Source organism: Pseudomonas putida, from assembly GCF_005080685.1.
Taxonomy (GTDB): domain Bacteria; phylum Pseudomonadota; class Gammaproteobacteria; order Pseudomonadales; family Pseudomonadaceae; genus Aquipseudomonas; species Aquipseudomonas putida_V.
Genome location: NZ_CP039371.1, coordinates 2,427,252 through 2,445,339 on the forward strand (window position 1 = coordinate 2,427,252; position 18,088 = coordinate 2,445,339).

Below are 18,088 nucleotides of genomic sequence, written 5' to 3' on the forward strand. Positions count from 1 at the left end.
AGCCATTGCCTTGTTGGCTTCCATACACGCCTTTAGAATGGTCGGCCCTCGCAAGGAAGGAAATACCATGTGGTTCATGAATAAAAAAACGCTCAGTGACGAGCAAGCGACTGCGCTCCATGAGCAGGCCTGGGCGGCGTTTCGCGAGCAGGATCTGGACACCGCGCAGGAGTGCTTCCAGATCCTTGCCAAGGCGTGTCCCGCCGACGCACGCTGGATGAATGGCGTTGGCGCGGTGAGCCTGGCACGTGACGATCGCGCCGATGCCCATCGACACTTCCAGATGGCCGCCGATCGGGATTATCCCGGCAGCCACTACAACCTCGGCATCATGGCCTACCAGGACGGTGATCACGAGGTCGCCCGCCGACACTTCCAGAGGGCTGCCGAGCACAATTATCCGGGCAGCCACTGCAACCTCGGCAGCATGGCCTTCCAGGAAGGTGATCACGACACCGCCCGCCAATACTTCCAGGAAGCCGCCGAGTACGATTGTCCCCGCAGCCACTTCTACCTTGGCAGCATGGCACACCAGGATGGCGATCACGATGCCGCCGTCGAGCACCTCAACAACGCCGTGCGCCACGATCATCCGGAGGCGCTGAACCTGCTCGGCGACGTCCATCTGCATGCCGAGCGCTATCCGCAGGCTGAGCAGGCTTACCGGCGCGCGGCCGAGTTGGGCAATGTCGACGGCTATAACAATCTTGGCCTCCTGTACTTGCAGCTCGAAGACTATCAGCAGGCCAAGCAGGCGTTGTTGCAGGCCCTACAATCCGACCACGTCTACGCCCAGCACAACCTGGCTGTGGCCTATCACCGCCTGGGCGAGCTCGAGGCGGCCGAGCGCTGGTACCTGATCTCCTTCTCTCTGCACGGCAACCTGCAGTCGCTGGAGAATCTTGGGCATGTATATGGCGACAGTGGGCGTGAGATCGAGGGCCAGGCGCTGATCGTGGCCTCCGACAAGCTCTACGAGGATCAGCCTCTCAACGATTACGAACAGGCGTTGATCGACCGGTTGCTGGCCTGAGCCGCGATGACCTTGCGGCGAATCCTCAACGACTATTGAGAGAGGCGCTGGGGTACTGCAGCCATACAGGGTGACCTGAGCCTGCCGCCCGATCAGCAGATCAGCAAGATTGCCGTGCCGACACAACGATCTGTCGACACATTCGGCGAAGTACGCGATGCGTCACCGTATCCCGTACATCAGCATCGCCACTCAGCTCACCGAGCTGGTGTCGAAGTTGGCTGTGCATGCGGGCGGCTGCGCCCGCGCCGCCGGCCTGATATAGGCCATGAACTTCGCAGGCGTGCTAGTGCTGGTGCTGGTGCGCTGTCGCTGATGCAGCGCTTCTCGCGCATCGAGCGCATCGCCATCGGCGTGGTGATGGACGACCCGGACCTGGGCGGGCCGAAAAGCCAGAGTGACGTAGACGACTTTGCGACCTTAAGGTCGTTCGCTACTAGCCCTTAACTTTTTGTTTGTCCTCGGATGCTGCAGATGGCGTGATGCATTTGGTGGTCTTGGTGATAGATGTTCGACGCATCCGCCCTTCCTTACGGCCGTAGGCCGACCATGAACTCAGACGACGGTTTGGCAAATGCTCCACCGATCTACGCACCGGGAGAATTTTACAGATTGCGCTGTGAGGGTCTGCTTTGGGTCGAAATCGCTCCCTCATGAAACAACGCTGCCACAGACAATGACAGCCCTATCCCAACCGATCGCCAGCCCCAACATGTCTGGGCCTTACGCCAGCCAATAAAGTTATGGCCCACATCTGAATCTTGTATTTCATCTGCACGCGTTCGCCTGATTAGCATCGTCGATGTCTTCCTGTCGACGAGAACAACAACGTGAACCTTGGAACGATCATTACCCGAAGTGCCCGCTACTGGCCGGACCACATCGCCGTGGCGGACAGCCAGGCACGCGTCACATACGCCCAACTGGAGCGCCGCAGCAACCGCTTGGCCTCAGCGCTGGGTACGCTAGGCGTGGGTGTCGGGGAGCATGTGGCGATACTCGCCGCCAACCGCGTGGAGCTGGTCGAAGCCGAAGTGGCGCTGTACAAGGCGGCGATGGTCAAGGTGCCCATCAATGCGCGGCTGTCAGTGGATGAAGTGGTGCGGGTGCTGGAAGACTCCTGCAGCGTTGCACTGATCACCGATGCCAGTTTTGCCCAGGCGCTGGCAGCGCGGCGCACGGAGTTGCCGCTGCTGCGCCAGCTGATCGTGCTGGAAGACGAGGGCGGTGATCTGGGTTATGCCGCGTTACTAGAGCGCGGCAGTGAGGCTCCGCTGGGCCTGGACCCGGCCGACGATGCGCTGGCCGTGCTGCATTACACCTCCGGCAGCTCCGGCGTGCTCAAGGCTGCGATGCTGTCGTTCGGCAACCGCAAGGCGCTGGTGCGCAAGAGCATTGCCAGCCCCACACGGCGCTCCGGGCCAGGCGATGTCATGGCCCACGTGGGGCCCATCACCCATGCCAGCGGTATGCAGATCATGCCGCTGCTGGCGGTGGGCGCCTGCAACCTGCTACTCGATCGTTATGACGACCGCCTGTTGCTGGAGACCATTCAGCGCGAACGGGTGACGCGGCTGTTCCTGGTGCCGGCGATGATCAACCGCCTGGTCAATTACCCCGGCGTCGAACGCTTCGACCTGTCGAGCCTGAAGCTGGTCATGTACGGCGCCGCGCCCATGGCACCTGCCCTGGTGAAAAAGGCCATCGAACTGTTCGGGCCGATTCTCGCGCAAGGTTACGGGGCCGGTGAAACCTGTTCGCTGGTCACGGTGTTGACCGAGCAGGACCATTTGGTGGAAGACGGCGATTATCAACGCTTGGCCTCCTGCGGGCGGTGCTACTTCGAGACCGACCTGCGGGTGGTCAACGAGGCATTCGAGGATGTGACCCCGGGTGAAGTCGGCGAGATCGTGGTCAAGGGGCCCGACGTGATGCAGGGCTACTGGCGTGCCCCGGCGCTCACCGCCGAAGTGATGCGTGACGGTTACTACCTTACCGGCGACCTGGCGACAGTCGATGCCCAGGGGTACGTGTTCATCGTCGATCGCAAGAAGGAAATGATCATTTCCGGCGGTTTCAACGTGTACCCCAGCGAAGTGGAGCAGGTGATCTACGGTTTCCCCGAAGTGTTCGAGGTGGCGGTGGTCGGCGTGCCCGACGCGCAGTGGGGCGAAGCGGTGCGCGCGGTGGTCGTACTCAAGCCCGGGGCGCAACTGGAGGCCGCCGAGCTGATCGATCGTTGCGGCCGTGCGCTGGCCGGTTTCAAGAAACCGCGCGGCGTCGATTTTGTCAGCGAACTGCCGAAAAACCCCAATGGCAAGGTGGTGCGCCGCCTGGTCCGGGACACCTACTGGCAACACAGCGAACGTCGTATCTGACCCGGGAGCATCACCATGTATCAACCCAGTGCAAAGGCTGCGCAGATTATCGAAGCGATCGAGGGTTTCGTCCGCGATCAGGTACGCCCGCTGGAACAGCAGGCACAGCTGGACTGGGCGCGCCCGCACCCCCAGCCGGTGCTGCGGCAGGTGTGGAAACTTTCCAGCGAGCAGGGCCTGTACACCGTCATGCTGCCCGAAAGCATGGGCGGAGCCGGCCTGAACGTGGCCGACCTTTGCGCGGTGAAGGAGGCCACGGTGCTGACAGGCTCGATGCTTGCCTCACACGTGTTGGGCGAGCTGTCGGGGCCGCCGCGCGTCGGCCACCTGTTCAAGGTGGCCAGCCCCTACCAGGTCGAGACCTTTCTTAAGCCAGTGTGCCGCGCTGAAAAGGCCGTGTGCTTTGCCCTGACCGAAGCCGAGGCAGGTTCCGATGCCACCGCCATTACTACCCAGGCGCGCCGCGACGGCGACCACTATGTGCTCAGCGGCTGCAAGCGTTACATCTCTGGCGCCTCCTACGCCGACCTGGCGGTGCTGCTGGCGGTGACCGGGCCGGGGAAAGGCGCCCAGGGCATTTCGGCGTTTTTCGTCGACCTCAACGCGCCGGGTGTGCGAATCGACAGCGATTACTCGGTGATGTCCGGTGGCGGTGCCCACGGCGACATCGTGCTTGACCAGGTGCGCGTGCCCGTGGCCAACCTGATCGGTGAAGAGGGGCAGGGGTTCAAACTGGCCATGGGGCGCATCACCCTCAACCGTCTGCTGCATTGCCCGACCCTGCTGGGGATGGCCGGCCTGGCGCTGAACTTGTCGATCGAGCATGCACGCAGCCGCAAGCAGTTCGGCCAGCCGATCGCCATGTTCCAGGCGGTCAACCACATGATCGCCGACATGGCCACCGAGCTGCACGCTGCGCGCAGCATGGTCTACGCCACGGCCCAGGTGAACGACGCAGGGGGCGATATCCGCACCCAGGCGGCGATGTGCAAGCTGTTCGTCTCCGAGGCTGCCTTCCGCATCGCCGACAAGGCGGTGCAGGTGCACGGCGGTGCCGGGCTGATGCAGGGCCATCCGGTGGAGTGGATTTTCCGCGCCACACGGATGATGCGTATCCTTACCGGCACCAGCGAGATCCAGCGCAACACCATCGCCAAAGGCGTGCTGATGCCTGCCTGAACGACGGGCCGCCCTTGCGGCGGCCTTTTTGCAACACCTCACAACAATAACAAGAGTACTCGCCATGACTGCGGATTCTTCCCTGCCTAACCCCCGTACCGCCTGGCTGGTGGCCGCGCTGCTGGCCCTGCTGATGCTGGTCAACTTTCTCGACAAGGTGGTGATTGGCCTGGTGGCGGTGCCGATGAGCGCCGAACTGGGCCTGACGGCCACCGAGTTCGGCCTGATCGGTGGTGCCTTGCATTGGTTTTTCGCGATCTCCGCCGTGGTCGGTGGCTTCATGGCCAACCGGCGCCCCACCCGCACCTTGCTATTGGGCATGGGCCTGTTCTGGGCGCTGATCCAGTTGCCGATGCTGTTCGCCACCTCACTGTGGACCATCGTCGCCTGCCGGGTGCTGCTGGGCATCGGTGAGGGGCCGGCATCGCCGGTGGCCACTCATGCACTGTACAAGTGGTTCCCCAACGACCGGCGCAACCTGCCGGTGGCCCTGCTGCATGCGGGCAGTGCCATGGGCCTGCTGGTGGCGGGGGCAATGATCCCCTGGGTCAGCCTGCATTACGGCTGGCGCACCAATTTCATCATTCTTGCGCTGATCGGCCTGGTCTGGTGCCTGTTGTGGTGGCGGCTGGGCCAGGAGGGCACCCTCGAACGCCTGCGTGCCAGCCAGCTCAAGGCCGACGAATCGGCTATCCCCTATCGCAGGCTGCTGGGCGACCCCAGCGTGATGGGCAACTATCTGTGCCACTTCGCCGCCAACTGGTCGCTTGCCCTCACCCTGACCTGGGTGCCCAGCTACCTGCAGGTGGGCCTGGGTATCGACCCGCTGCAGACCGGGCGCATCTTCATCATGTTCGTGGTCGTGACCACGCCGCTGAGCTTGCTGCTGGCCTGGTTTTCCCAGCGCCTGATGCGTCGCGGCGTGAAGTCACGGGTGGCACGCGGCGTGTTCGTTTCGGTGTGCCTGATACTGGGCGGGCTGTTGTCGGCTTCGTTGATGCTGCCTGGCTTGAGCACGGCCGTAAGGGTCGCCGCGCTGACGTTGAGTGGTGGCTTGGCGCTGGTGATGTATTCCGTGGGCCCGGCAATGCTCGCCGAGTTCACCCCGGCGGCCCAGCGCGGCGGCATCCTCGCCATGGGCAACGGCATCGCCTCGCTGGCCGGGCTGGCAGCGCCGGTGGTGACCGGCTTGCTGGTACAAGGTGCGGGTAGCGAACACCCGGCGGGGTATGCCCAGGGCTTCCTGGTGTGCGGCGCGGTGCTGGTGGTGGCCGGGGTGGTGGGCCTGGCCACCATGAACCCGCAGCGCACCCAGCAGCGCTTGCGCGAATCTGCTGCCGCTGACGGGCAGGCGTGCGCTCAGACCGCCAGCTGAACGCCGAGCACCGACTCCAGCGGCTCGGTCTCCTTGCCGATCAGTTCGCCTCGCCACCGGCCGCTGTTGACCAGGTCAATCAGCACGCTGCGCACCAGGTCGCGCAGGCAACCGGCAGCGAACGACAGGGGTTTGTGCTGGGAGTGCGCCAAGGCGATGGTGCGGCTGATGCGCGGTTCGACGATGCGCCGCGCCGCCGTGGGTTCGAGCAGTACGCTCAGCGGCGGCCAGTTGCTGATGGTCGCCGCCAGGCCGGCGCGCACCAGGCTGGCGATACCGGGTGCCGATTGCTGCTCGTAGGCAGCGGCCAGGGGGACGGCGGCTTCCATGGCGGCTTGCTCGATGCGTCGGCGCAGGTGCAGTGTCTTGGGCGGCAGCACCAGCCGGGTGGCGGCGGCTTCGGCTAGGGTGATGGTGTCGGGGGTGCCGGGGGCTGATGCGCCAACCCAGTACAGCGCCTCGGTGAAGATCGGCTCGGCCTCGACATGGTCGAGTTCCTCGGCATTGGGCACCACTCCGAAGTCCACCTTGCCCAGCTCGATGGCCTGGCCGCCTTCACGGCTGAGGCCGTCCCATACGGTCAGAGTGACGCCGGGGAAGCGCTGTTCGGCGCGCCTGACGATTTCTGGCAGCAGCAGGTCGGCGGCCGTGGCCGGGATGGAAATGGCCACGTGGCCCTTGGGGTCGCCGCGGCTGGATTTCAGCTCATCCTTCACCGAGTCGAGTTTCTGCACTACCTGCCGGGCCACTTCGTAGAGCTGGCGCCCGGCATCGGTCAGGGCAATGCCATCGTGCTGGCGGTCGAGCAGCTGCATCTCCAGCTCACTTTCCAGCAGGCTGATCTGCCGGCTCAACGCAGGCTGGGCAATGTAGGCGCGACGTGAAGCCGAAGAGAAGCTGCCGGCTTCGACGATGGCGATCAGGTAGCGGAGCTGTTTCAGGGTCATCGGAGCGGTTCCAAGGGTATGCCGAACTGATATGGCACGTATCCGAACACGTTATTTGTGGGGTTCGAAGCGCGGCTCCTAGTATCACCCCGAAAGGGCGTGCCAAGGCAAGCCCGGCCAAGACACCACAACAATAAGAGGCCAAGCCCGATGAAACCATTCGCTCTGCTGCGCAGCTTCCTGTTCGTCAACGCCAGCCTGCTGAGCCTGTACGTGGGGGCCACGCCACTGCCCGCAAACCTGACGCCGGTGGGGCCGAACGCGGGCCCAGCGGCGACGGGCGCATACCGGCCTGGAACGGCGGCCTGCGGGCGGGGCAAGTGTCTCTGGCGGTCAACGGCACGCCGCTGGACCCGTACGCCGATGAGCAGCCGCTGTATGTGATCACCGCCAACAACTACACCCAGTACCGGGAGCAACTGACGGCGGGGCAGGTGGCCTTGATGCAGCGTTACCCCCAGTCTTTCCGTCTGCCTGTGTATCCCTCGCACCGCAGTGTCGCGGTGCCGCCAGCCGTGGGCGAGTGGGCCCGGCACAATGCGGCCAGTGCCCGGCTGGTCAATGACGGCAACGGCGTGGCGGGCTTTGCCGGCGTAGTGGCATTCCCCAGGCCCGAGAATGGCCTGCAGGTGCTGTGGAACCACCTCACGCGGCCGCGCAACGGCAGTTACAGCCTAGCCTCGGACAGCATCACCCCGCGTGGCGATGGCCGCTTCGCGACGATGAGCCTGCAACAGAACTTCGCCCGCCCCGATGTACTGGAAGGCGGCCAAGCGGGCAACGTGCTGTATTACCTGAGTTACCGTATGACCGCGCCGTCGCGCCTGGCGGGCGATGCCGTGGTGCTGCACGAAACCCTCGATCAGGTCGCCCAGCCGCGCCTCTCGTGGCTGTACAGCAGCAGTCAGCGGCGGGTGCGGCGTGCCCCGACGCTGGCTTATGACAGCATCACCCCGGGCACGGCCGGCCTGCGCACCGCCGACAGCCGCGACATGTTCAACGGCGCCCCGGACCTCTACCAGTGGACCCTGGTGGGCAAGAAGGCCCTGCACGTGCCATACAACAGCTATCGCCTGGCTTCGCCCGTGCTCGGTTATGCCGCGCTGATCGGGCCGGGGCACGTCAACCCGCAACCCACCCGCTACGAGCTGCACCGGGTGTGGGAAGTGGTGGGCACCCTCAAACCTGGGGCGAAGCATCTGTACGCCAGTCGCCGCTATTACCTGGACGAGGACAGCTGGGCCATCCTCGAGGCGGACTTTTTCGACCACAAGGGCCAGTTGTGGCGCACCGCCCAGGCCCACAGCTACTACCACGTGACTGGGCAGGCGCTGGTCAACGCCATGGAGGCGATCTACGACCTGCGCAGTGGCCGCTACCAGCTGTCTGGCCTGACCAACGAGCAGCCAAGGCCGTACGCCTTCGACGTGCGCACCAGTGCTTCCTACTTTTCCCCCGGCGCATTGCGCAGCCAAGGGCTGCGCTGACACAGGGCTCTCATGAATTCCGATCACCGTCGTACTCCTTTGGAGCGCTGGTTGCTAGGGCAGGGCAAGGCGCCCGATCCGCGTTTTACCCTGGCCAATGAGCGCACCTTTCTTGCTTGGATCCGCACCGCACTGGCCTTGCTCGGTGGCGCCATCGCCATCGAAACCTTCGCTGCCCATGCCTGGCCACCCTCTGGGCGCGTGGCGATGGAGCTGGCGTTGCTGGCCATCAGCTTGCTGGTGAGCCTGGGCGCCGGCTGGCGCTGGTTCGCGGTGGAGCGCGCATTGCGCCGCGAGGCGCCGCTGCCGTTCCCGCGCCTGGTGCCACTGCTGAGCGTGGCGTGCGGGCTTGCCGGCGTGGCGCTTGTCGGCGTGCTATGGGCGCGTTGGCATGGCGGATAGCGCCAGAGACACCGGGCTGCAGGCCGAGCGTACGGTGCTGGCCTGGCGGCGCACGCAGGTCTCGTTGCTGCTGGTAGCGTGCCTCGCCTGGCGTGGCGAGATGTGGATGGTGGCTGGCCTGGCGGCGCTGCTGGCGGTGTTGTGCCGGGCCCGTGACCGCCGGGTGTACCGCCGTGGGCTGGGCATGCTGCATCGCGAGCAGGGCCACGCGGCCGCCTGGAGTGTGCTGCTCTGTGCCCTGGGGGTGGCGGGCCTGGTGCTGAGCGTTTGGTTGCGCCGCTCGCTTTAGGGCGGCGCTGTGGGTGATTTAGGGGGTGACGATATTGAAGCGCCCGTCCGGCTCGTCCAGCCCGGCCATGAAGCGCATGAACTTCATGCGCTCGCCACTGATGTCGATATCACCGACGGTCGCTTCCTTGAGAAAGCCGGTCTGCTTCAGGGCGATGCGGTCCAGAAGAGCCTTGCTCATTTTCACCTCGACATCCGCCTGCCCGTGGCGGGTGTGGTCGCGGTGGGTGAGCACGCCGTTGCGTAGGGTCAGTGCATAGTCTTCGTTCAGGTCGGTGAAGTGCCAGTTGATGGTCAGGTCCTGCTCGGCGGCCTTGGCAGCATCCACGCGTACGCCCAGGTAATCGAAGAACAGCGTCGGGCTCAGGGCGCGTACCAGGTCGTCCGCGCTGCCGCCTTTGCTGGCGGTCGGTGCCACACCGTTGCGCAGCTCTTGCGCACCGGTCAGGTAGGCGTTGCGCCAGGTGGCGTTCTCGCTCTGGTAGCCCAGTTGCTCCAGGGCGTCGGCCTGCAGCTCGCGCGCTGCGCTGTTGTCGGGCTCGGCGAACACCAAGTGCCGGGTGAGCTCGGCAACCCAGCGGTAATCACCGCTGCCGTAGGCCTCGAGGGCCAGGGTCAGCACCCGCTCGGCGCCGCCCAGGGCCTTGACGTAATGCGCACCGGCCTCGCTCGGCGGCAAGGGGTTGAGGGTTGCCGGGTTGCCGTCGTAAAAGCCCATGTAGCGCTGATACACCGCTCGCACGTTGTGGCTGAGCGAGCCATAGTAGTCGCGGCTGTACCATTTGCTGGCCAGCCGAGGCGGCAAGGTGGTCAGCTCAGCGGCGATCTCGGTGGGGCCAAGGCCACGGTTGATCAGGCGCAGGGTCTGGCTGTCGATGAAGGCGTACATGTCGCGCTGGTCAGCCAGGTAGTCGCGGATCGCCGCGCCGCCCCAGGTCGGCCAGTGGTGCTGGGCAAATACCACTTCGGCCTGCTCGCCATAGCGCAACAGCGACTGGTCGAGGTAGTGCGCCCACACCTTGGCATCGCGCACCTGGGCGCCGCGCAGGGTCAGCACGTTGTGCTGCACGTGGGAGGCGTTCTCGGCCATGCACAGGGCCTTGAACTGGGGGAACCACAGGTTCATCTCAGCAGGCGCTTCGGTGCCAGGGGTGAGTTGGAATTCGATGTCGACACCGTCGATGCGCAGGGTCTCGAAGGGCTGTTCGATCAGCCGGGTCGGGGCAATCAGGCTAACCGTGGCATTGGTCGGCACACCCTTGCCCAGGCCGGCATCCACCTGGCCGCGTGGACCGCGTGGCAGTGGTGCACCGTACATGTACTGCGCCCGGCGCTTCATTGCTGGCCCGGCCAGCACGTTTTCGCTGACGGCATGTTCGAAGAAGCCCAGCGGGGCGATGACCTGCACCTTGCCGGCCTTGACGTCCGCCTCGTCGATCACCCCACGCACGCCCCCGAAATGATCGACGTGCGGGTGGGTATAGATCACCGCCACCACCGGTCGCTGCGGGCGATGGCGAAAGTACATGGCCAACCCGGCCCTGGCGGTTTCCACCGACAGCAGCGGGTCCATCACGATCAGACCGTGCTCGCCTTCGATCAGGGTCATGTTGGCCAGGTCCAGGCCGCGCACCTGGTAGATGCCTTCGCTGACCTTGAACAACCCGGCAAGGGTGTTGAGCTGGGCAATGCGCCACAGGCTTGGGTTGACCGTGGCCGGTGCCTCGCCTTTGAGGAAGGCATAGCGCTGCAGGTCCCAAACGGTTTTACCGTCGGCATTGACCACGGGCTGGTCAACAGCTTCGAGCAGCCCGCGGCGGGCATTGTCGAAGTCGCTGCGGTCGCCGAAGGGCAGGCGCTGCAACCATTGCTGATTGCTCTGGCGGGTGAGGTCGCTGGCGTCCTTGGCCGGCCCGTCGGCCAGCGCCGCGTAGGGCAGGGCCAGGGCCAGCAGGCAAGGCAGTGTGCGTAGGCGCATGGGGTAGTCCTTGTTGTTCTGAAGCCGAACACTCTAAGGAAAGAGCTCGCCGGCGAACCAATACCACTCTTGCATGGCCACCCATGCCCAAGTGCTATGGCTCAGCCGGCACCAATGTCCATGATGCGCGCCACGAGCCAGGCCAGTGCCGGGTCGTGCTGGCGATGGGCAAGGTACACCAGCTCCAGCTGGAAGGGCTCCAGGGCGAACGGCAGCTCGAATACCTGAAGCGGCAGCAGCCGGGCGAAATAGCGGGCCAGGGCGGTGGGCAGCACCACGCACAAGTCGGAGCTTGCGGCCAGGTGTGCGGCCTGCAGGTAATTGGGCGTGGTGTAGACGATGCGCCGGGCCAGACGCTGTTCCCCCAGCCATTGGTCGACCATGCCACGTGTCTGCCCGCCGTGCACCCACAGGTGGCGCAGGGCGAGAAACGCTTGAAGGTCGAGGGTGCCATCCACTTCGGGGTGGCCCTGGCGCACCGCCACGTGCAGGGTTTCGCTGCGCCAGTGGCGCCGCTCGTAGCGCGCGGGCACCTCATCGAAGCGCCCCAGCACCAGGTCGAGCTCGCCGCGATCGAGGGCTTCGGCGGGCAGATTGGGGGTCAGGTGCAGCACATCCACGCGCAAGTGCGGGGCCTGGGTTTGCAAGGTGGCCAGCAACTTTGGCATGCACAGCTGTTCGGCGAAGTCGGTGAGCGCGATACGCAGCTGGCGGTGGCTGAGCCGCGGGTCGAAGCTGTCGCCGGCGCCAAGGGTCTGTTCGATCTGCAGCAATGCCGCGCGAATCGGGCCTTCCAGGGCCAAGGCGCGCGGAGTGGGGCGCATGCGCCGGCCCACGCGCACCAGCAGCGGGTCGCCCAGCAGGTCGCGCAGGCGCGCCAGCGCATTGCTCACCGTCGGCTGGGTCAGAGCCAGGCGTTCGGCGGCGCGCGACACATTCTGTTCCCGCAGCAGCATGTCCAGGACGCGCAGCAGGTTGAGGTCGAAGTTGGTTATATTCATGTGAGCAATACATGGGATGGAAAATGAGAATTTCAAAAATAGTAGGCGCCTGACTAGGGTGAGGGCAATGCCTTCACACCTTGGATCAGGAGCGTCACGCGTGATTATTTCCTACAACGTTCAACAGGCGGCGGTGATCGGCGCCGGCACCATGGGCCGCGGCATCGTCATCAGCCTGGCCCGTGCGGGCCTTGCGGTGCTGTGGCTGGACAACGACCCCAGCGCTACCGAAGCCGGCCTGGCGATGATCGCGCAAACCTGGGCACAGCAGGTGGCCAAGGGCCGTATCGATCAGGCCGAGGCTGACGCCTGCCTGGCGCGGGTGCGCCAGGTAACGGCTTATGATGACCTCGCCGAAGCCGACCTGGTGATCGAAGCGGTGTACGAGAACCTGGCGCTCAAGCAGGCCATCTTCCGTACCCTGGACAGCACGCTCAAGGCTGACGCCATCCTTGCCAGCAACACCTCGGCACTGGACATCGACGCCATCGCGGCAGTCACCCGCCGGCCCGAACAGGTGCTCGGGCTGCACTTCTTCAGCCCGGCCCATGTGATGAAGCTATTGGAAGTGGTGCGCGGGGCGCGCACTTCGCCTGCGGTGCTCGAGGCGGCCCAGGCCCTTGGGCAGCGCATGGGCAAGGAAGTGGTGGTGGCCGGCAACTGTCCAGGCTTCATCGGCAACCGCATGCTCGCCAGCTATGTGGCCGAGGCGCGCAAGCTGCTGCTCGAAGGCGCCACGCCGCGGCAGGTGGATGAGACGTTGCAAAGGTTCGGCATGGCCATGGGCCCGTTTCGCATGTACGACGTGATCGGCATCGACCTGGAGTGGCGGGCCCGTCAGTTGGCTGGGAAAGGCATGGATGCGCCGTTGGCCCAGGTCGACAATAGCCTGTGTGCGCTGGGGCGCTTCGGGCAGAAGGCCGGCCAGGGTTACTACCGTTATGCCCCTGGCAGCCGTGATGCGGTGCACGACCCCGAAGTCGATGCACTGGTGCTCAAGGTCGCCCATGACCTGGGCGTGCGTCGGCGCCAGATCGACGACGAGGAAATCCGTGAGCGCTGCCTGCTGGCGCTGGTCAACGAAGGGGCAAAGATACTTGAGGAATCGGTGGCCAGCTGCAGCGCTGACATCGACCGTGTCTACCTGCATGGCTACGGCTTCCCGCACGAGGTTGGCGGGCCGATGCGCTGGGCCGACCAGCAGGGGCTGGGCTTGCTGCTGGCACGCCTGGAACGCTTGGAGGGACTGTTCGGCGAGCACTGGCGCCAGGCCGGATTGCTGAGGAGCCTGGTGGCTGAGGGTAAACAGTTGGTCGACGTTCGCGAGGGCCGGGCATGAACTACCGAGCCCCCCAGCGTGACATGCACTTCGTGCTGCATGAACTGTTCGATGTGACGGCGCACTGTGCCCGCCTGGGCAATGAGCTGGACCGCGAAACCATCGATGGCATTCTTGAGCAGGGTGCACGCTTTGCCAGCGAAGTGGTTGCGCCGCTCAACCGCCAGGGCGATGAGCAGGGCTGCCGCCTGGAGCAAGGCAACGTGCGCACCCCGGATGGCTTTCGCCAGGCTTACCGGCAGTATGTGGAGCAGGGCTGGGGGGGCATGACCGGCCCGCTGGAACATGGCGGCCAGGGCCTGCCGCAAATGGTTTCGGCCTGCTTTCACGAAATGCTGATGGGCGCGTCGCTGTCGTTTCGGATCTATTCCGGGCTGACCGAGGGCGCCGTGCTGGCCTTGCACCGGCATGGCAGCGCAGCGATCAAGCGCGATTACCTGGGCAAGCTGGTCAGCGGCGAATGGGCCGGCACCATGTGCCTGACCGAGCCGCAGGCCGGCACCGACCTGGCGCTGCTGCGTACCCGTGCCGAGCCGCAGGGCGATGGTAGCTACCGCATCAGCGGTAGCAAGATCTTCATCAGCGGCGGCGACCAGGATCTCACCGACAACATCGTCCACCTGGTGCTGGCGCGGCTGCCGGATGCGCCGGCCGGTGTGCGTGGCATCAGCCTGTTCCTGGTGCCCAAGTTCGAATGCACAGAAGCCGGAGGGCTGGGCCCGCGCAATGCGGTCGAATGCGGCGCGCTTGAGCACAAGATGGGCATCAAGGGCGCGGCGACCTGCGTGATGAATTTCGATGGCGCCCGAGGCTGGCTGGTGGGGGAGGCCAACCAGGGCCTGGCGTGCATGTTCACCATGATGAACGATGCGCGCTTCCAGGTCGGCCTGCAGGGGCTGGGCATCGCCGAGGCGGCCTTCCAGGGTGGCCTGGCCTATGCCCGCGAGCGCTTGCAGTCGCGCAGTCTGGCAGGGCCGGTGGCGCCCGAGCGCAGTGCCGACCCGATCATCTGCCACCCTGACGTGCGGCGCATGCTGCTGACTCAGAAAACCCTCAGCGAAGGTTGCCGCATGCTGGCGGCCTTTGCCGCCCAAGCGCTGGACCTGGAGCACGGTGCTTTGCAGCCTGAAGTGCAGGCGGCCGCAGGGCGCCGGGCGGCGTTGCTTATCCCCATCGTCAAGGCCTTCCTCACCGATGTCGGCCAGGAGACTGCCAGCCTAGGCGTGCAGCTGTACGGCGGGCATGGCTACATCCGCGAATGGGGCGTGGAGCAACTGATGCGCGACAGCCGCATCACCCAGCTGTACGAGGGCACCAACGGCATTCAGGCGTTGGACCTGATTCGCCGCAAGCTGCTTGGCGATGGTGGCGAGCAGTTGCGCCTGCTGATCGATGAGTTGCTTGAAGCGGCACGCAACTGCCGCGCAGACGCGCTGGCCGGGATGGCCCAGGCGGTTGCCCAGCGCCTGCAGGAATGGCGCAACCTGAGCGCCGAGGTGCTCGACGCCTGCCGCTGCGACCCGCAAGAAATCGGCGCGGTGTCGGTGGATTTTCTCGCCTACTCGGGCTACGTGCTGCTGGCCGCACTGTGGCTTCGGGCGGCCGAAACCGCCAGCGCGGCATTGACCGCCGGCAGCCAGGACAGCGCCTTTTACCAGGCCAAGTTGCAGGCTGCAGCCTTTTACTGGCGGCGGGTGTTGCCGCGCGCGAGTGCCCACTGCGAGGCCTTGCGCGGCGGCGCACAGTGCCTGATGAGCCTGGATGATTCGCACTTCGCCTTTTGACCTGGCCCTGCTGTTCACCCACAAGAACAAGAGGAACATGAGTATGCAGCCGTTCAGTTTTGCCACCACCCCCCATCTGCTCTGCGAACCCGGCGCGGCCGGGCGCCTGGCGCAGCTGTGCCAGCAACGCGGCGTGCGCCGTGTGCTGATCGTGACCGACCCGGGTATCGTCAGTCTGGGTATGCTCGATGACTTGCTCCCAGGGTTCACCCAGGCCCACTTGAGCGTGGCGATCTTCAGCGAGGTCAGCGCCGACCCCAGCCATGCCTGCGTGCTGTCGGCCGCCGCTCGGGCGCGGCATATCGGCGCCGAGCTGATCGTCGGCTTCGGTGGCGGCAGCTCCATGGATGTCGCCAAGCTGGTGGCGCTGCTGGCGCACCCGGCCTGTGATCAGACCCTGGAGGCGGTGTACGGCATCGACCGGGCCAAAGGCCAGCGCCTGCCGCTGATCCAGGTGCCGACCACCGCTGGGACGGGGTCGGAGGTCACGCCCGTCGCCGTGATCACCACCGGCGAGGCGGCCAAGATGGCGGTGATTTCACCCCTGTTGCTGCCCGACCTGGCCTTGCTCGACGCAGAGCGCACTCTGGGCCTGCCCCCGGCGATCACCGCCGCCACGGGGATCGATGCCATGGTCCATGCCATCGAGGCCACCACCAGCCAGTTCAAGAGCAACCCGCTGTCCAGCCTGCTGGCCCGTGAGGCGCTGGCGCTGCTGGCCGGCAACCTCGACCAGGCGGTGCACAACGGTGGCAACCTGGTGGCGCGCCAGGCCATGCTGCTGGGCGCCTGTCTGGCCGGGCAGGCGTTTGCCAACGCGCCGGTGGCGGCGGTGCATGCGCTGGCCTACCCATTGGGGGCGCGTTACCACGTGCCGCACGGGCTGGCCAATGCGCTGGTGCTGCCCCACGTGATGCGCTTCAACCGTCGCGAAGCGTTCGCCGACTATGCCGCGCTGGCCCCGGCCCTGCTGGGCGATCGCCTGGTGCCTGGCGACCCCCATGCGCTGTGTAACCAGTTCATCGATGAGCTGGAGCAGCTGGCGCCACGCTGCGGCCTGCCCAGTCGGCTGCGAGATGTCGGTGTACCGCGGCACAGCCTGCCATTGCTGGCCGAGGATGCCCTGCAACAGCAACGGTTGCTGGTCAACAACCCGCGCAAGGTCACCCTCGACGACGCATTGGCCCTCTATCAGGCGGCGTTTTGAACATGGCCAGGGAACGCCCGCTGCGCGGCGCCTACCGCCACTTTCAGCCGATCACCACGCGCTGGCATGACAACGACCTGTACGGGCATGTGAACAACGTCGTTTATTACGGGTATTTCGACAGTGCCGTGAATACCTGGTTGATCGAGCAGGCCGGCCTCGATATCCACCACGACACGGTGGTGGCCTACGTGGCCGGGTCCGCCTGCGACTATTTCGCCGCCGTCGCCTTCCCGCAACGCATCGAGGTGGGCATTGCCGTCGAACGTTTGGGCAACAGTTCGGTGCACTACGCCCTGGCCGTGTTCGTCGAGGGCGAACCCGAGGCCTGCGCCGCTGGCCGTTTCACCCATGTGTTCGTCGATCGCCGCAACAACCGCCCGGTCAGTATTCCCGCCCAATTGCGCAGTGCCTACGAAAGCCTGCTGCCGGTGTAATTGCCCAAGGAGAGCCGTTTCATGCAAGACGCAGTCATCGTATCCACCGCGCGCACGCCCATCGCCAAGGCTTGGCGCGGCGCGTTCAACGACCTCACCACCCCCAGCATGAGCGCTATTGCCATCCGCGCCGCCGTCGAGCGCGCCGGCGTGGAGCCGGGCGAAGTCGAGGACCTGGTGCTGGGCACCGCCATGCAAAGCGGGACCGCCGCCATCAACCCGGCGCGCTTGTCGGCCCTGGCGGCCGGCTTGCCGCAGTCGGTGGCCGGGCAGACCATCGACCGCCAATGCGCTTCAGGGCTGATGGCCATTGCCATCGGCGCTCAGCAGATCCGCGGCGAGGGCATGCACGTGGTGGTCGGAGCCGGGCAGGAGCAGATCAGCCTGGTGCAGCAGGCACACATGCAGGCCGCCAATGCTGCCCAGGACGAGACGGTGCGGCGGCTGTGCGAGCACGCCTATATGCCAATGCTGCACACAGCCGAGCACGTCGCCAAACGCTATGGTATCGACCGTCATGCCCAGGACCGTTACGCCTTGCTGTCGCAGCAGCGAACAGCGGCAGCGCAGGAGGCCGGGCTGTTCGCAGATGAAATCGTGGCAGTCACGGCGCAGCGCAAGGTCGTCGACAAGGCCACTGGCGTCCAGTCCCACGAGCGCGTGCACCTGAGCCAGGACGAAGGTAACCGCCCGCACACCCGACTGGCGGACCTCGAGGCACTGCAACCGGTGATCGAGGGCGGCTGCGTGACGGCTGGCAATGCCAGCCAGTTGTCCGATGGTGCCAGCGCCTGTGTGCTGATGAGCGGTGCCCGGGCGGCACGCGCAGGCTGCCAGCCGCTGGGACTGTACCGGGGCATGGCGGTGGTCGGCCTGGCCCCGGAAGAAATGGGCATTGGCCCGGTGCTGGCGATACCGCGCCTGTTGGCGCGCCACGCGTTGCGGGTCGAGGACATTGGCTTGTGGGAGATCAACGAGGCATTCGCCTGCCAGGTGCTCTACTGCGCAGAACACCTGGGCATCGACCCGGCGCGGCTCAACGTCAACGGTGGCGCCATCGCTATCGGCCACCCCTATGGCATGAGCGGTGCGCGCATGGTCGGGCATGCCTTGCTCGAAGGCCGCCGGCGCAAGGTTCGCTACGTGGTGGTGAGCATGTGCGTGGGCGGGGGCATGGGCGCGGCTGGCTTGTTCGAAGTGCTCTGAAGCACCGCCATCGAGCCATAACGAACCGGCATGGCATTGATCCGAAG

The 18,088-nt window shown here is 65.6% G+C and carries 14 protein-coding genes and 1 pseudogene; 12 read left to right on the plus strand and 3 right to left on the minus strand.

The features are described from left to right. Window positions 1–76: 76 nt before the first annotated feature. The 4 genes from E6B08_RS11190 (at window position 77) to E6B08_RS11205 (ending at window position 5,965) form a co-directional block, all read left to right on the plus strand. Complete coding sequence (locus tag E6B08_RS11190; protein ID WP_238349321.1) at window positions 77–1,033, plus strand: tetratricopeptide repeat protein; 957 nt, start codon at window positions 77–79, stop codon at window positions 1,031–1,033. A gap of 830 nt (window positions 1,034–1,863) precedes the next feature. After that, entirely contained in the window at window positions 1,864–3,411 is a 1,548-nt protein-coding gene (locus tag E6B08_RS11195; RefSeq protein WP_136914052.1) for an AMP-binding protein, read from the plus strand. 15 nt (window positions 3,412–3,426) lie between these two features. Then, window positions 3,427–4,590 carry an acyl-CoA dehydrogenase family protein gene (locus tag E6B08_RS11200; RefSeq protein ID WP_136914053.1) on the plus strand — a complete coding sequence of 388 codons (1,164 nt, stop codon included), beginning with the start codon at window positions 3,427–3,429 and terminating at the stop codon, window positions 4,588–4,590. A 64-nt stretch (window positions 4,591–4,654) separates the two neighbouring features. Beyond that, entirely contained in the window at window positions 4,655–5,965 is a 1,311-nt protein-coding gene (locus E6B08_RS11205; RefSeq protein WP_136914054.1) for an MFS transporter, read from the plus strand. On the opposite strand, the gene E6B08_RS11210 is transcribed toward E6B08_RS11205, so the two are convergent. Further along, window positions 5,950–6,912, minus strand: a complete 963-nt coding sequence (locus tag E6B08_RS11210; RefSeq protein ID WP_085616240.1) for a LysR family transcriptional regulator — start codon at window positions 6,910–6,912, stop codon at window positions 5,950–5,952. The two genes, E6B08_RS11205 and E6B08_RS11210, sit on opposite strands and share 16 nt — an antisense overlap. A 150-nt stretch (window positions 6,913–7,062) precedes the next feature. Here E6B08_RS11210 and E6B08_RS11215 point away from each other — a divergent pair. The 3 genes and pseudogenes from E6B08_RS11215 (at window position 7,063) to E6B08_RS11225 (ending at window position 9,090) form a co-directional block, all read left to right on the plus strand. After that, window positions 7,063–8,399: pseudogene (locus tag E6B08_RS11215) on the plus strand (DUF1329 domain-containing protein). Between the two features lie 12 nt (window positions 8,400–8,411). Then, window positions 8,412–8,801 carry a YidH family protein gene (locus E6B08_RS11220; protein ID WP_136914055.1) on the plus strand — a complete coding sequence of 130 codons (390 nt, stop codon included), beginning with the start codon at window positions 8,412–8,414 and terminating at the stop codon, window positions 8,799–8,801. Next, entirely contained in the window at window positions 8,791–9,090 is a 300-nt protein-coding gene (locus E6B08_RS11225; protein WP_085616246.1) for a DUF202 domain-containing protein, read from the plus strand. The genes E6B08_RS11220 and E6B08_RS11225 overlap by 11 nt, the downstream gene beginning before the upstream one ends. 18 nt (window positions 9,091–9,108) lie before the next feature. Here the strand turns inward: E6B08_RS11225 and E6B08_RS11230 are convergent, their stop codons facing one another. Together E6B08_RS11230 and E6B08_RS11235 are read right to left on the minus strand one after the other, a co-directional pair. After that, window positions 9,109–11,067, minus strand: a complete 1,959-nt coding sequence (locus E6B08_RS11230; protein ID WP_136914056.1) for an alkyl/aryl-sulfatase — start codon at window positions 11,065–11,067, stop codon at window positions 9,109–9,111. 101 nt (window positions 11,068–11,168) lie between these two features. After that, on the minus strand, window positions 11,169–12,068 hold the full coding sequence (locus E6B08_RS11235) for a LysR family transcriptional regulator (protein WP_085663427.1): 900 nt from the start codon (window positions 12,066–12,068) through the stop codon (window positions 11,169–11,171). Window positions 12,069–12,135: 67 nt separating this feature from the next. Here E6B08_RS11235 and E6B08_RS11240 point away from each other — a divergent pair, with 67 nt between their 5' ends. The 5 genes from E6B08_RS11240 to E6B08_RS11260 are packed head-to-tail and all read left to right on the plus strand — an operon-like array spanning window position 12,136 to window position 18,041. Next, window positions 12,136–13,407, plus strand: a complete 1,272-nt coding sequence (locus tag E6B08_RS11240; RefSeq protein WP_416194380.1) for a 3-hydroxyacyl-CoA dehydrogenase NAD-binding domain-containing protein — start codon at window positions 12,136–12,138, stop codon at window positions 13,405–13,407. Further along, complete coding sequence (locus E6B08_RS11245; RefSeq protein ID WP_136914058.1) at window positions 13,404–15,191, plus strand: acyl-CoA dehydrogenase C-terminal domain-containing protein; 1,788 nt, start codon at window positions 13,404–13,406, stop codon at window positions 15,189–15,191. The genes E6B08_RS11240 and E6B08_RS11245 overlap by 4 nt, the downstream gene beginning before the upstream one ends. A 43-nt stretch (window positions 15,192–15,234) precedes the next feature. Then, on the plus strand, window positions 15,235–16,398 hold the full coding sequence (locus tag E6B08_RS11250; RefSeq protein ID WP_136917381.1) for an iron-containing alcohol dehydrogenase: 1,164 nt from the start codon (window positions 15,235–15,237) through the stop codon (window positions 16,396–16,398). A 2-nt stretch (window positions 16,399–16,400) separates the two neighbouring features. Beyond that, window positions 16,401–16,835 (plus strand): acyl-CoA thioesterase, encoded by a 435-nt coding sequence (locus tag E6B08_RS11255; protein WP_136914059.1) that lies wholly within the window; start codon window positions 16,401–16,403, stop codon window positions 16,833–16,835. Between the two features lie 21 nt (window positions 16,836–16,856). Then, complete coding sequence (locus E6B08_RS11260; protein ID WP_136914060.1) at window positions 16,857–18,041, plus strand: acetyl-CoA C-acyltransferase; 1,185 nt, start codon at window positions 16,857–16,859, stop codon at window positions 18,039–18,041. The last annotated feature ends 47 nt before the right edge of the window (window positions 18,042–18,088 follow it).

Bases quoted from the DNA above. Each gene is read 5' to 3' on its own strand.
- E6B08_RS11225 (WP_085616246.1), top strand. From the start codon at position 8,791: ATGGCGGATAGCGCCAGAGACACCGGGCTGCAGGCCGAGCGTACGGTG.
- E6B08_RS11205 (WP_136914054.1), top strand. From the start codon at position 4,655: ATGACTGCGGATTCTTCCCTGCCTAACCCCCGTACCGCCTGGCTGGTG.
- E6B08_RS11190 (WP_238349321.1), top strand. From the start codon at position 77: ATGAATAAAAAAACGCTCAGTGACGAGCAAGCGACTGCGCTCCATGAG.
- E6B08_RS11230 (WP_136914056.1), bottom strand. From the start codon at position 11,067: ATGCGCCTACGCACACTGCCTTGCCTGCTGGCCCTGGCCCTGCCCTAC.
- E6B08_RS11260 (WP_136914060.1), top strand. From the start codon at position 16,857: ATGCAAGACGCAGTCATCGTATCCACCGCGCGCACGCCCATCGCCAAG.
- E6B08_RS11235 (WP_085663427.1), bottom strand. From the start codon at position 12,068: ATGAATATAACCAACTTCGACCTCAACCTGCTGCGCGTCCTGGACATG.
- E6B08_RS11240 (WP_416194380.1), top strand. From the start codon at position 12,136: ATGCCTTCACACCTTGGATCAGGAGCGTCACGCGTGATTATTTCCTAC.
- E6B08_RS11250 (WP_136917381.1), top strand. From the start codon at position 15,235: ATGCAGCCGTTCAGTTTTGCCACCACCCCCCATCTGCTCTGCGAACCC.
- E6B08_RS11200 (WP_136914053.1), top strand. From the start codon at position 3,427: ATGTATCAACCCAGTGCAAAGGCTGCGCAGATTATCGAAGCGATCGAG.
- E6B08_RS11245 (WP_136914058.1), top strand. From the start codon at position 13,404: ATGAACTACCGAGCCCCCCAGCGTGACATGCACTTCGTGCTGCATGAA.
- E6B08_RS11220 (WP_136914055.1), top strand. From the start codon at position 8,412: ATGAATTCCGATCACCGTCGTACTCCTTTGGAGCGCTGGTTGCTAGGG.
- E6B08_RS11210 (WP_085616240.1), bottom strand. From the start codon at position 6,912: ATGACCCTGAAACAGCTCCGCTACCTGATCGCCATCGTCGAAGCCGGC.
- E6B08_RS11255 (WP_136914059.1), top strand. From the start codon at position 16,401: ATGGCCAGGGAACGCCCGCTGCGCGGCGCCTACCGCCACTTTCAGCCG.